Source organism: Pseudomonas sp. SHLD1, from assembly GCF_028640935.1.
Taxonomy (GTDB): Bacteria; Pseudomonadota; Gammaproteobacteria; order Pseudomonadales; family Pseudomonadaceae; genus Chryseomonas; species Chryseomonas aestiva.
Window position 1 is genome coordinate 54,347 of sequence record NZ_JAQZAD010000031.1, and the last position, 13,230, is coordinate 67,576.

Consider the following 13,230-nt stretch of genomic DNA (forward strand, 5'->3'; position numbering starts at 1 on the left):
CAAAACGTATACAGCCGGGGCCGGGCAGTTTGGTTATTGCGCAAACGGTCATGCCTGTAGCACGAGCGGCAGGGCGGCCACGAAACCTTGTCAGGCAGACGGGGTATTGCCCACCCTCTACACTGGCCACTTTCGCGAGGTCCTGCCATGCCACCCCGTATCTATCTTGCTGGTCCCGAGGTCTTCCGGCCCGATGCCGTCGCCCAGGGCGAGGCGCTCAAGGCGCTGTGCGCCCGGCACGGCTGCACGGGCCTGTTTCCGCTGGACAACGCCGTTCCCCCGGCGCTGACCGAGCCACGCGAGCAGGCGGCCTGGATCTATCGGGCGAATCTGGCGCTGATCGAGCAGGCGAATGGCGTCCTGGCCAGCCTGGACTTCTTTCGCGGCGCCGAGCCTGACAGCGGCACCTGCTTCGAGGTGGGCTACGCGGTGGCCCTGGGCAAGCCGGTGGTGGGCTATGTGCCGGAGACGGGCAGCCTGGCTGAACGGATTCGCGCGCGCCATCCCGAGTGGGTAGGGGCGGGGCTGCTGGATAAGGACGGCTGGACGCTGGAGGAATTCGGCCTGCCGCTGAACCTGATGCTGGCGGTACCTGCCAGCATCGTCGTCGGTGGGCCGGAGGTGGCCCTGGCGGTATTGCGCGAACGGCTGGGCTAGCGAGGTGGGCGTGCGACCCTCACCCCGGCCCTCTCCCAAGGGGAGAAGGGGTGGTTGGCCAGGACGGTGGAAAAGGCTGCGCCGTTTTCCACGCTACGGGGCCTTGACCCGGGAAGGGGGGCGGGGTCAGCCGCGCGCCAGGGCCGCCAGTTCGTCCAGTCCGCTGTGGCCATCGGCATAGGCCGCGCGGAAGCTGTCGCGCTGTTGCCAGCGCGCCCAGAAGGCCGCCAGGTGCTCGAAGCGCTCGTCCAGCGGCGTCTGGTTGGTGGGGAACTTGGAGAAGGCGATGGCGGTGCACAGGGTGATGTCGGCGAAGGTCGGCGCCGCGCCGCCCAGCAGCCACTCGCGCCCATCGGCCAGGTGCCGATCCACCAGCGCCGCGTGCATCAGTGCTTCCTTGCGGCAATGTTCGCCCCATTGCGGATTGTGGGTCAGCTCCAGCTTGTGGCCGAGGCCTTCGTGCTGCACATGGAACATGGTCACGATGCGATAGAGCACATGGACGAAGATGCGGTCGTTCCACATGGCGTCCTGGCCCTGTTCCAGCGGCGTCTCGCCCATTACCTTGCGTCCGGGATAGCTGTTGTCCAGATAGCGGGCGATGGCCGCGCTCTCGGCCAGGTAACCACCCTCGGCGAATTCCAGGGTCGGGGTCTCGCCCCAGGGATTGCGCTTGAGGTGCTGCCACTGGCGTTGCTCGCCTTCGGGCGCCATCTTCAGGATGACCTCCTCGAATTGATCGGCGATGCCCTTTTCATGGATGAACAGCCGCAGCCGTTGCGGGTTGGGAAAGGCGGACGGCGAGGTGAAGAGGCGTAGCTTGGCCATGGAGGCTCCGGAAGGGACGGTGACGAAGCATGCGACTGCGGCCAGTCGTGCCGCGTTCGTACGAGGTGACCAAGGATGCCGGGCCAGGGCAGGGGCGAACAGCCAAGCCGCTGTATGCCCTCCATGCAGAGAGTCGATTGGTCAGGCCGGCGTTCAGCTCATGAGGCTGGCGACGATCCGTTCGCGCAGCCAGGCGTGGGCTGGATCGCGGTGCAGGCGTTCGGGCCAGAGCAGCAGCATGTCGAAGCCCGGGATGGCCAGGGGTGGCGGCTGGACCTGGAGGCCGGGATGGTTCAGCGCGATCTGGGCGGGCAGCAGGGCCACCAGATCGCTGACCAGCAGGGCACTGGCCAGGGTAGCGAAGTGGGGCACCGACAGCACCACCCGCCGTTCGCGGCCCTGTTCCGCCAGCAACCGGTCAGTGACGCTGGCGAAGCCGCCACCGCTCGGCGAGACCAGCGCCTGATCCAGTTGGCAGAAGGTTTCCAGGGACACGGGTTGCTGCAGCGCCGGATGGCCGCGCCGGCCCGCCAGCAGATAGTGTTCGGTGAACAGCAGGCGCTGGCGCAGACCCGCTGCGGCGGTATCGGCCACGTCCAGCGCCAGGTCCAGGCGATCCCCCTCCAGTTGTTCGGCGAGCAACGCCGGCGTCTTGTCCAGCAGCGCCAGGCGGATACCGGGCGCCTGCTGGCGCAGGTCAGCCAGCAGCGGGGTGAGCAGGGTGGTGGCACTGTGGTCGCTGGCGGCGATGCGCCAGGTTCGCTCGGCGCGAGCCGGTTCGAAGGGGGCGGCCGGTGCCAGGGCCTCGTCCAGGGCGGCCAGCGCCTGGCGCAAGGGCTCACGCAGCGCAGTAGCGCGCGCCGTGGGTCGCATGCCGCGCGGCCCGGGTAGCAGGAGGGGATCGTCCAGCAGGTGGCGCAGCCGGCCCAGCTGCAGGCTGACGGTGGGCTGCGCCAGATTCAGGCGGCGCGCGGCGCGGGTGACGTTGAGTTCCACCAGCAGGGCGTCGAGAGTCACCAGCAGATTGAGATCGAGGCGGCGCAAGCTATTGTGCATGGCAATGGCTACTGTTTCAGTAATTCATTTCCAGCATAGCTCTGCCGTCACCTAGCCTGGCCACCTTTCATTCGAGAGGTACGTGCAATGAAGGTCCTGCTGGTCTACGCCCATCCCGAACCCCGATCGCTCAACGGTGCGCTGCGCGACTTCGCCGTGGCCCATCTGCAGGCGGCCGGCCATGAGGTCCAGGTCTCCGATCTCTATGCCCTGCACTGGAAGGCCACCCTGGATGCGGCGGACGCGCCGCACCTGGCGCCTGGGGCGCGCTTCGATGCGGTCCTGGATTCCCGGCAGGCCTATGCCGCCGGCCAGCAACCGGCGGATATCGCCGCCGAGCAGGCCAAGTTGCTGTGGGCCGATGTGCTGATCCTGCAATTCCCGCTGTGGTGGTTTTCCTTGCCGGCCATCCTCAAGGGCTGGGTGGAACGCGTCTATGCCTGCGGCTTCGCCTATGGCGTCGGCGAGCACAGCGACACTCACTGGGGTGACCGTTATGGCGAAGGCACCCTGGCCGGCAAGCGCGCCATGCTGGTGGTGACCTGTGGCGGTTGGGCGTCGCATTACAGCGAGCGCGGCATCAATGGCGCGCTGGATGACATCCTCTTTCCCATCCAGCACGGCATCCTCTTCTATCCCGGTTTCAGCGTGCTACCGCCGTTCCCGGTCTATCGCACGAGCAAGGTGGACGCCGCCGGCTTCGAGCGACTGTGCCAGGCCTATGGGGCGCGGCTGGATGGACTGGCCACGGACATGCCCCTGGCGTTCCGGCGGCAGAATGGCGGGGATTACGAGATTCCGGCTCTGACCCTGAAGCCCGAACTGGCGCCGGGGCGGACAGATCTGGGGATTCATCGGCGAGAGGCGTGAGGGCTGGCGCGGCCTGGCTTCCATGGCTCGAGCTCATGCCGAGGTTGGCGCTGCGCGTAGCGAAGCCCAACAGCGGGGTTGGGCCTTGGGCAATGTTGGGCTTCGCTGGCGCTCAACCCAACCTACGAAAACCGTGCCCCGCGCCGTAGGTTGGTGCTGAGCGTAGCGAAGCCCGACAGCGGGGTTGGGCCTTGGGCAATGTTGGGCTTCGCTGGCGCTCAACCCAACCTACGAAAACCGTGCCCCGCGCCGTAGGTTGGTGCTGAGCGTAGCGAAGCCCAACAGGCGGGACTGGGCGGCGGGCAATGTCGGGCTTCGCTGGCGCTCAACCCGACCTACGCAAGCCAGGCTTCGGCCAACGGCGGGAGCGAGGCCCGGGCAAGCCGGGCACGAGCGATTTCAATTGGCTCTCTTGCTGTCCACCTGGTCCAGGCGGCCGCCGCGAAAGGTGAGGAAATACAGCATGCCGTTCCAGGGACCGTAGGCCCATTCCTCGACGAATTCCACCTGGCGATAGCCGTAGCCGTCGGTGACCTGGCGTTCGCCCAGGGGTGTGACGGTCAGCGGATCGCCGCACTTGCCGCGAACCTCGTGGGTGGTGGAGCCGGTCGAGACCAGGGCGCTGCCGCAACGCAGCGACGCGGCCTGGCTGGTGCCGGTGGCGAGCAGGAGCAGCAACAGCAGTACGCGCTGATTCATTGGCGCTGGAACTCGATGCGAGTGAGGCGGTTGGCTTCGAAGGTGAGGATGTAGTTGGCGCCGTTCTTCGGGCCGTAGACCCATTCCTCGATCACCGCCTCACGGCGTTCGTTGCGGCCCAGTTCGTAGCCCACCAGGTCGCGGTGGGCGGGTTCGCCGCATTTCTGCAGCACTTCGAAGGCGCGATCGCCCCGGCTGACCAGGGCGTTGCCGCACCTCATGGAATCGGCGGCGGCGCTGGTGGCGACCAGCAGGGTGAGGGCGGCGAGCAGGCAACGCATGGGGGTCTCCTGACCGGTCAGAGCACCCCGAGCTGCAACTGCGCGGCCGTGGGCGATTTACCGGATTGGGCTTGAGTGCTGACGTCCAGCAGATAGACCCGCTGGGCATCCAGTTTCGCCGTGTCCACCAGATAGGTCTTGATGGCACCCGCGCGCTGCTGGGCCAGGCTGCGCAGGAGGCCGTCGTTGCCGCTCCAGGCTTCGAGCACCGCCTGGCGCAGGCGCGCCGTGCGGGTGGCATCGTCAAGACTATCCCATTCCTGCGGGGGTTGCGCCTGCAGTCGCAGGCGGTACAGGCCTTCCAGCAGGGGCGCGCGCATGGCATCGGGCACCTGGAGCTGGCTGGGATCGGCCGGGACCTTGTCGCCGCGACGCTGCAGCAGGTTGAAGTACTGGGTCTGGAAGTCCTTTTCCAGCTGGCTGGCGGCCAGGGCGCGACCATCGCTGGCGGCGCCGGCGTGTCCCCTGACCTCCACCGTCAGCTGCGGGCGCTGGCGCAGGGCCGCGGCCAGCTTGTCCAGCTCGCCGCGGGCCTGGGTCGAGAGCGTGGTGCTGCCGGCGGCGAAGTCGATGGCGCTGAGATCCGCCTCGTGCCCGCCGACCAGTCCCGCCAGCATGCGGAAGGGCGCCTGGACGGCGCGGCTGAGCACATTGCGCAGGGTCTGCCAGACCACCGGCATGACGCTGAAGTTGGGATCGGCGAGATTGCCCGCCACCGGCAGGCGCAGGTCGATGCGACCGTGGCTGTCCTTGAGCAGGGCCACGGCCAGGCGCACCGGCAGGTCCACGGCGTCCTTGCTGTCCACCCGCTCGCCCAGTTCCAGCTGGTCGAGCACCACGTGGTTCTGCGCCTGCAGCTTGCCGTCGTCGATGCGGTATTGCAGGTCCAGGTCGAGTCGCCCCTTGCGCACCGCGTAGCCGGCGAACTTGCCGGTGTAGGGCGACAGGGTGGTGAGTTCGACCTGGCGGAAGTAGGCGGTCACGTCCAGCTGCTGCAAGGGATCGAGAGGGTCGAGGCGGCCCTTGATCTCCACCGGGGCGAAGCGATCGACCTTGCCGGCGAGGTGGATGTCGGCCGGCTTGGAGGCGGCGGTGTCCAGGGTGCCGATGCCGCCTTCCAGCGACTGGATGTTGGTGGCGAAGCCGGGCTTCAGGCTGTTGTCGGCGAAGTCGGCGCTGCCGTCCTTGATGCTCACGCCGCCGATGCGGATCTGCAGCGGTGGCGAGCTGTCCTTCGACGCGGTTTTCGGCTGGGGCACCAGCAGGGCGCTGAAGTTGTTGCTCAGGTCTTCGTTGATCACCAGGGTGCCATAGGGCTTTTCCAGGTCGATCCTGTCGATCACCAGCCGCTTGCCCAGTTCGAAGGCGATGCCCTGCACGTCCAGCCGCTGCCAGCGCATGAAATCCTGCTGGTGCAGGGTGTCGAGCACATGCACCTGGGTGACCTGGGCCGCGCCGCTGACGGTAAGGCCCAGGGGTTCGCCCGGGGCCAGGGCCACCTTGAGGTGGCTGGCCAGCTGGCCGCTGCGGATCTCCAGGCGCACATAGGGGCTGAGATAGGGCTGGGCCTGGCGCAGGTTGAGTTCGTCGATGCCGACGTCGAAGCTGCCCTGCAGGGGCGCCAGCGCCAGCTGGCCGCTGGCGGTGATGCGGCCGCGATCGCCCAGGGTGGTCTTGAGCTCCAGGCCAAAGGGCTTGCCGCTGGCGGTATCGAAGCCCTTGAGCGCCAGGTCCAGGCCGCTGAAATAGAGACTGGCCGGCTCCTGGGGCACGCGGTCCACCAGGTGCAGCTGGTTGTCGCTGAGCTCGGCGTCGTCGAGCTTCACGCGCCAGGCCGGACCACTGCTGGGGGCATCGCTGGTGGGGAAGAGCTTCTGCCAGTCGAGCGTGCCGTCCTGCTCGCGATTGCCCCAGGCATCCAGGCCGTTGCCGCGCAGGCGGGCGATGCTGACTTCGCGCTTTTGCAGATCCAGACCGATACCCTCGGCGGCCAGGCGCTTGAAGCTGGCCTTGGGTTCGGCATCCACCGCCTGCACGGCGACGTCGTCCAGCGCCAGGCGGCCCTGGCTGAGTTGCAGTTGCAGGGTCTTGCTCAGGTCCAGGCGGTAGTGGGCACTGGCTTCCAGGCGTCCCTTGCCCAGCGCCAGCGGCAACTGGTTGCGCACATAGGGCCACCAGGGTGTGAGGCTGACGCCCTTGAGGGTCAGGTCGCCTTCGCTGCGCAGCGGCAGGAGATCCAGGCTGCCCTTCCAGGTGAGTTGGCCGCCCTGGGCGGTGGTGGCGGTCATTGCCAGTTGGCCCGGGGTGTCGCCGCTACGGGTGCGAAAATCCTGCAGGGTGGCATCCAGGGGGGTGAAGGTGGCCTCCACCGGCTGGGCGCCCTGGGCATCGAGGAAATGCAGGCGGCCACCGACCAGGGCAATGCGCTCGATGTGCACCGGGAAGGGCTGGCCCGGCTCCGCATCCGCCGGTGTCGGCGAGGCGGTGGTGGGGTCGCTGCGCCAGAGCTTGGCCAGATTGACCTGGCCACCCTTGGCGATGCGCAGATCGACCTGGGGCTGGTCGAGGCGCACTTCGGTCAGGTGCAGGGTCCGTCGCCAGAGGCTGTCCCACTGCACATCGGCCGAGAAGCCTTCGGCAGCCACCACGGGGTGCTCCGCCGGACCGATCAGCAGCTTTTCGGCGTGCAACTGCAGGGTGAAGGGATTGAAGCTCAGGGCCTGCAGGCTGGCGGGCTGGGTGAGGCGCTCGGCCAGCGTCTGGTTGAGGTAGTGCAGGGCGAGGCGCGGTCCGGCCAGGAATCCGAGCAGACTGTAGAGGGCCAAGAGCACGAGCAGCACGAGGCTCGCTTTCACAATTCTGGGCATGCAGGCATCTAGGACGGCGAAGGTGCCCGGATTATGGCACGGCACCTTCGCCAACGAGGGCGCTGGCCGTCCCAAAAGCACTGCTGGCTAGGCGAGTCGTCAGGGACACGACTACAGGATCGGCAGCAGGATCGATCACATTTTCGCCAACCCGGACGAGCGGAGCGGGCGCACGACCGATCAGTGGTCAGGTGGACGGGAAGGCTTCTGGTAGAGGCGTCGAGGCCTTTGCCGAAGGCTCTACCACGGCACTTTGCCATGATCCATCCGTCGCCCCGGATTAAGTTTGACTTAAGGACCGCCGACTAGTCTCGCGAACAGGTTGCATTCTCAGGGAGGGGGCGGCGACGGGCTGAGCGGCTCGTGGCGTGACGACAGGACGGCAGCGGCAACCGTGAATCGAGAATCCGCGTCGCCGGGAGTAGCAGATGTCCAGTCCGATCCAGCTCCGTTCCATCCAGAAGAAGATCCAGTTCCTGCGCACCACCTTCAGCTATGTCGGCTGGTCGCTGTTCGGTCTGCTGCTGTGGGACGTGGCGGTCACGGTGGACGCCATGCTGTTCGTCGACGAGCGCTTCGACCTGCCGCTCACGCCCCTGACCCTGCTGTGCTCGGCGCTGGTGGTGCTGATCAGCTTTCGCAACAGCAGCGCCTATGCCCGCTGGTGGGAGGCCCGTACCCTGTGGGGCGCCATGGTCAACAGCTCGCGCAGCTTCGGTCGCCAGGTGCTGACCCTGATCGACGACCAGGGCAAGGCGCAGAACCGGGTCAAGGCGGTGCTGCTGCGTCGGCACATGGGCTATCTGCACGCCCTGCGCGCCCAGCTCAAGCGCCAGGACCCGGCCGCGGCGGCGGCGCCCTATCTGGCCCGCCACGAGCTGGCGCTGGCCGACGGCAGCCTCAACTTCGCCAACGACATCCTCGCCGGCACCGCCGAGCTGATCGCCAGCGAATACCGCCAGGGCCGGCTGGACAGCATCCGCCTGGCGCGGCTGGAAGAGACCCTGGTGGACATGTCCAACTGGCAGGGTGGCATGGAGCGCATCGCCAACACCCCCTTGCCCTATCCCTACGTCTGCTTTCCGCAGCTGTTCAGCTTCCTGTTCTGCATCGCCATGCCGCTGGGCCTGGTCTCGACCCTCGGCTGGTTCACCCCGTTGGTGTCGACCGTGGTCGGCTTCATGCTGCTGGCGCTGGAGCGCATCGGCAGCGATCTGCAGGCGCCCTTCGCCGACAGCCAGCACCAGATCACCATGGACAAGCTGTGCGCCACCATCGAGGCCAACCTGCTGTCGATGCTGCGGCCACGCAGCGAAGAGGGCAGCGCGGTGGCCCTGGCCCAGCCCGAGGTCGAAGTCGCGCCGAGCCGACGGGTGGCCTGACCGGCGGCGTTCCCCAGGGGCGGCGGGTCACCAGGCTGGAAAACGTGCGGAAAGTCCCGCGCCAGAGGCATTTCTTTGCTGAGGATACGGCACTAGCGCCGCTTCGCTCCGGTCACATTTTGCAATCTCCCCTGGCAGCGGTGGTTGGCTGGGACCCGGCGGTCATTCCCTGGGTCGCTGGCGGGCCGGGGCGAGAGGTGCCGTGGGGCCTGCGTCCCGCGACCTATATCTCGCTACGGATGCCCGCTCATGTCCGAAACCCGTTCCTCGACCGCCGGGGCCAGCGCCGAACCCTCTCGCCGCGCGCGCCATGCCCTGGATGCCCTGAATTTCACCCTGGCCGACGTCCGCGACGGCCTGGGGCCCTATCTCGCCATCTACCTGATCGCCGTGCGCGGTCCGGGGGAGGGCTGGAACGAGGCCACCGCCGGTTTCATCATGACCCTGGCCGGCATCGCCGGGCTGATCGCCCAGACGCCCGCCGGCGCCCTGATCGACCGCACCCGCCACAAGCGCCTCATGGTCGGCATCGCCGCCCTGGTGGTGACCGTCTGCAGCGTGCTGCTGCCCTTCGTCTCCAACTTCTATGTGGTGGCGGCCACCCAGTCGCTGGCCCATGCCGCGGCGGCCCTCTTCGCCCCGGCGCTGGCGGCCATCACCCTGGGCATCGTCGGCCCCAAGGCCTTCACCCGGCACATCGGTCGCAACGAAGGCTTCAACCACGCCGGCAACGCCGTCTCGGCGGCGCTGGCCGGTGGCCTGGCCTATTTCTTCGGCCCCACCGTGGTGTTCTGGCTGATGGCGCTGCTGGCGGCGGCCTCCATCGTCGCCATCGTCCGGGTGCCCCAGGACGAGATCGACGATGACCTGGCCCAGGGCCTTGGCGACGAAGTCGGCGCCCGCGATGCCAAGCCGGTATCGGCCTGGCAGGCGCTGCTGGCCAATCGCAAGTTGCAACTGCTGGCGCTGCTGGCTGCGATCTTCCACCTGGCCAATGCCGCCATGCTGACCTCGGTCGGCCAGCAGCTGACCCATATCGTCGGCAAGGACAGCGCCACCTCGCTGGTGGCCGTCTGCATCGTCGCCGCCCAGTGCGTGATGGTGCCGGTAGCCATCCTGGTGGGGCGCAAGGCCGACGTCTTCGGACGCAAGCCGATCTTTCTCTTCGCCTTCGCCGTGCTGGCGATCCGCGGCGTGCTCTACACCTTTTCCGACAGCCCCTACTACCTGGTGGCGGTGCAGCTGCTCGACGGCATCGGGGCCGGCATCTATGGCGCCCTGATGCCGGTGATCGTCGCCGACCTCACCCGCGGCAGCGGGCGCTTCAACGTCAGCCAGGGCGCCATCGCCACCGCCCAGGGCCTGGGCGCGGCGATCAGTGCCACCATCGCCGGGATCATCATCGTCCGCTTCGGCTACTCAGCGGCCTTCACCACCCTGGCGGCCATCGCCGCGGTGGGCTTCGTGCTCTATCTGCTGCTGATGCCGGAGACCCGCGACGAGCATGTCGCCGGGGACACGGCGCGTTCGAGCGGTTCGGTGGTGGGAGGCTGAAATGGCACGCCAGGATGAGTTCCTCGCCTTCGCCCACCTCGGCGATCTGCACCTGACCACCGCCGAGGCGGACAATGCCCGGGACCTGCGGACCCTCCTGCAGCGCCTGCGCGGGCGCACCGAACTGGATTTCGTCTATCTGCCCGGGGACAACGCCGACAACGGCACCGCGGAGCAGTACCGGTTGCTCAGGCGGTTGCTGGACGACTTTCCGCTGCCGGTAACGGTGATCACCGGCGACCACGACATGGAAGGTGGCGATCTCGGCCCCTTCTACGCCGAGCTGCAGGTGCCCCAGCTGCCTTATTCCAGGGAGGTCGGCGGGGTCCGTTGCCTGTTCCTGGACATGTGCGGACCGGGCACCGGCGGGCCGGATTTTCGTCTTGGCAGCGAACAGTTGCAGTGGCTGGAGCGGGAGCTGCACGAGGCGACCCGGCTGGAGCAGCGCTGCGTGGTCTTCATGCACAGCTATCCGGCGGACCTGCAGGGGCCCGGCGAGGCCGAGCGGGTGGCGCGGCTGCTGCACGAAGGCCCGGTGCGCCTGGTGGAGATCGGCCATACCCACTACAACGAACTGGCCCACGACGGCGGCGTGCTCTATGCCGCCTGCAGATCCACCGGCCAGATCGAGGAAGGCGGTGTAGGATTCGCGCTGGTCACCCTGGACGGTCCGGCGGTGAGCTGGCGCTTTCGCGAATTGCCCGACGGCTGGCCCTGGGTGCAGATCACCGCGCCCGGTGATGCCCGTCTCAACGGCGCCGGCGTGGCCGAGGTCCGCGAGTGCCGGGTCCTGGTGCTGGCCGAGAGCGAGATCAGGATCTGCGAGTGGCAGTGCGACGACGGTCCCTGGTGGCCCCTGCAGCCGCTGGGCGAGGGCCGCTATCGGGGGGACCGACCCGTGCCGGAGGGCGTCCGCCGGCTGCAGGTCCGGGTCCGGGATGCGCAAGGCGGCGAAGACCGTGACGAGATCGAGCTGAGCGGTCATCTGTGCCCCATCGCCGCCCCCGCCGACTGGGGCTCGGATCGCACCCGGCTGGGTGAATGGCAGGCCAGGGGCGTCCTGGGTACCCAGCTGGGGCCCAATCGCAATGGCCGCAAATGGTGAGGTCGGCCAGGCCGGTTTCGCGAATCGACTAGAAGGAACAGCGCTTTCATGGGGTCCATCATCACCACTCCCCACGTCCTGACGTGGGTCATCGCCGCCCTGGCCACCCTCGGGGTGGTCTCGCGGCCCTTCGGTCTGCCGGAGGCCCTGTTCGCCGTCGCCGGCGCCGCGCTGCTGGCGCTGTTCGGCCTGCTGCCGCTGGACGGTGTCTGGCACGGCGTCGCCAAGGGTACCGACGTCTATCTGTTCCTTATCGGCATGATGCTGCTGGCCGAGATCGCTCGAAAGGAAGGACTCTTCGACTGGGTCGCCGGCCATGCGGTGCGCGCGGCCAAGGGGTCGGCGCTGCGGCTGTTCGCGCTGGTCTATGGCGTCGGCATCCTGGTCACGGTGTTCCTTTCCAACGACGCCTGCGCCGTGGTGCTGACCCCGGCGGTCTACTACGCCACCCGCGCGGCGAAGGTGAAGAATCCGCTGCCCTATCTGTTCTCCTGCGCCTTCATCGCCAACGCGGCGAGCTTCGTGCTGCCGATCTCCAACCCGGCCAACCTGGTGGTCTTCGCCGAGCACATGCCCGAGCTGAGCCGCTGGCTGGCGCTGTTCACGGTGCCGTCGATCCTGGCCATCGCCGCGACCTTCCTCACCCTCTGGGCGACCCAGGCCGAGGTCCTGCGTGCCGAGCGGCTGTCCGAGGGGGGCGCGGTGGAGGCGCTGCCCACCACCGGACGCATCGCCGGCTGCGGCCTGATCCTGACCATCCTGGTCTTGCTCGGCGCCTCGGCGCTGGATCTGGAGCTGGGTCTGCCGACCTTTCTCGCCGGCTTCGCCACCTTTCTGGTGGTGGTGGCCTGCAAGCGTGGCGGCGGCCTGGAGTTGCTCAAGCACATTTCCTGGGGCGTGCTGCCGCTGGTGGCCGGGCTGTTCGTGCTGGTGGAAGCCCTGGAGACCACCGGGGTGCTGCAGGCGCTGGCCAATCAGCTGCAGGCCGCCGCCCAGGCGACGCCGGAGCGCGCCGCCTGGGGCGCCGGACTGCTGGTGGCCTTTGGCAGCAACCTGGTCAACAACCTGCCGGCCGGTCTGCTGGCCGGGGCGGCGGTGCAGACCGCCCATGTCTCGGAAAAGATCGCCGGCGCCGTGCTGATCGGCATCGACCTCGGGCCGAACCTGTCCATCACCGGCTCCCTGGCGACCCTGCTGTGGCTGGCCGCGCTGCGCCGTGAAGGGCTGTCGGTGAGCTTCTGGCAATTCCTCAAGCTGGGCGCCGTGGTGATGATTCCGGCGCTGCTGCTGGCGCTGGCTGCCCTGATCCATCTCTGACGGACGGTCTCCCGGCGTAGCGGCATTGTCGCTGCGCCTGGGGCACTATCGGGGTTCGTCCGCTACGGAGCATCGCCCATGGCCATCGGCCGCTACACCGGCTTCGCCCAGGCCCTGCACTGGCTGACCGTCGCCTTGCTGTGCCTGCTGTTGCCTTTCGTCTGGGTGGCGGAAAACTTTCCGCCCGGACCCGTGCGCACCCTCTGGTATCTGCTGCACGAATCCACCGGGATCTCGGTCTTCCTGCTGATCCTGATCCGTCTGACCTGGCGCTGGCGGCATCCGGCGCCGCCGGCCCATCCTCGTGACGGTCGTCTGCTGCAGCTGCTCGCCGCGCTTAACCATGGCCTGCTCTATGCCGTGCTGCTGCTGATGCCGGTGACCGGCTACCTGATGGCCGGGCAGGGACAGCCGGTACCGGTGTTCGGACTGTTTTCCCTGCCGGGTTTTCCCCGTCATGAAGCCCTCGGCATCCTCGCCAATCGCATCCATGTGGCGGGCCAGTTCGCCGTCTACGGGTTGGTGATCCTGCATGTGGCGGCGGTGGTCTGGCATGTGGCGATCCGCCGCGATGGCACCCTGGAGCGGATGTTGCCCGAGCAACGGCCTTAACG

12 protein-coding genes are annotated in these 13,230 nt (G+C 68.0%); 7 read left to right on the forward strand and 5 right to left on the reverse strand.

Translation table 11 applies throughout. The annotated features are described in order from the left end of the window. The first annotated feature begins 147 nt into the window (after window positions 1–147). On the forward strand, window positions 148–657 hold the full coding sequence (locus PVZ77_RS20435) for a nucleoside 2-deoxyribosyltransferase (protein ID WP_273808978.1): 510 nt from the start codon (window positions 148–150) through the stop codon (window positions 655–657). Window positions 658–783: 126 nt separating this feature from the next. Here the strand turns inward: PVZ77_RS20435 and PVZ77_RS20440 are convergent, their stop codons facing one another. Together PVZ77_RS20440 and PVZ77_RS20445 are read right to left on the reverse strand one after the other, a co-directional pair. Further along, window positions 784–1,485 (reverse strand): glutathione S-transferase family protein, encoded by a 702-nt coding sequence (locus PVZ77_RS20440; protein ID WP_273808979.1) that lies wholly within the window; start codon window positions 1,483–1,485, stop codon window positions 784–786. Between the two features lie 153 nt (window positions 1,486–1,638). Then, a complete protein-coding gene (locus PVZ77_RS20445) occupies window positions 1,639–2,541 on the reverse strand; it encodes a LysR family transcriptional regulator (RefSeq protein WP_273808980.1) in 903 nt (300 codons plus the stop codon). A gap of 87 nt (window positions 2,542–2,628) precedes the next feature. On the opposite strand from PVZ77_RS20445, the gene PVZ77_RS20450 reads away from it, so the two are divergent. Beyond that, window positions 2,629–3,411: an NAD(P)H-dependent oxidoreductase gene (locus PVZ77_RS20450; protein WP_273808981.1), complete on the forward strand. Its 783-nt coding sequence runs from the start codon at window positions 2,629–2,631 to the stop codon at window positions 3,409–3,411. A gap of 399 nt (window positions 3,412–3,810) precedes the next feature. Here PVZ77_RS20450 and PVZ77_RS20455 read toward each other — a convergent pair whose 3' ends face one another. Genes PVZ77_RS20455 through PVZ77_RS20465 form a run of 3 tightly spaced genes read right to left on the reverse strand, consistent with a single transcriptional unit; the run spans window position 3,811 to window position 7,258 of the window. After that, the gene (locus tag PVZ77_RS20455) at window positions 3,811–4,110 is read right to left on the reverse strand and encodes a DUF2845 domain-containing protein (RefSeq protein ID WP_273808982.1); all 300 of its coding nucleotides are present in this window, start codon (window positions 4,108–4,110) and stop codon (window positions 3,811–3,813) included. Beyond that, window positions 4,107–4,391: a DUF2845 domain-containing protein gene (locus PVZ77_RS20460; protein WP_273808983.1), complete on the reverse strand. Its 285-nt coding sequence runs from the start codon at window positions 4,389–4,391 to the stop codon at window positions 4,107–4,109. Before PVZ77_RS20460 ends, PVZ77_RS20455 begins: the two co-directional genes overlap by 4 nt. Before the next feature lie 17 nt (window positions 4,392–4,408). Continuing rightward, window positions 4,409–7,258: a DUF748 domain-containing protein gene (locus PVZ77_RS20465; protein WP_443218065.1), complete on the reverse strand. Its 2,850-nt coding sequence runs from the start codon at window positions 7,256–7,258 to the stop codon at window positions 4,409–4,411. A 428-nt stretch (window positions 7,259–7,686) separates the two neighbouring features. On the opposite strand from PVZ77_RS20465, the gene PVZ77_RS20470 reads away from it, so the two are divergent. From PVZ77_RS20470 to PVZ77_RS20490, 5 genes are all read left to right on the forward strand, one after another. Continuing rightward, entirely contained in the window at window positions 7,687–8,640 is a 954-nt protein-coding gene (locus PVZ77_RS20470) for a bestrophin family protein (RefSeq protein ID WP_273808985.1), read from the forward strand. A 249-nt stretch (window positions 8,641–8,889) separates the two neighbouring features. Continuing rightward, the gene (locus PVZ77_RS20475; RefSeq protein ID WP_273808986.1) at window positions 8,890–10,194 is read left to right on the forward strand and encodes an MFS transporter; all 1,305 of its coding nucleotides are present in this window, start codon (window positions 8,890–8,892) and stop codon (window positions 10,192–10,194) included. 1 nt (window position 10,195) lies between these two features. Beyond that, a complete protein-coding gene (locus PVZ77_RS20480; RefSeq protein WP_273808987.1) occupies window positions 10,196–11,299 on the forward strand; it encodes a metallophosphoesterase family protein in 1,104 nt (367 codons plus the stop codon). 48 nt (window positions 11,300–11,347) lie between these two features. Then, entirely contained in the window at window positions 11,348–12,616 is a 1,269-nt protein-coding gene (locus PVZ77_RS20485) for an arsenic transporter (protein WP_273808988.1), read from the forward strand. Window positions 12,617–12,694: 78 nt separating this feature from the next. After that, window positions 12,695–13,228 (forward strand): cytochrome b, encoded by a 534-nt coding sequence (locus PVZ77_RS20490; protein WP_273808989.1) that lies wholly within the window; start codon window positions 12,695–12,697, stop codon window positions 13,226–13,228. Window positions 13,229–13,230: the final 2 nt, after the last annotated feature.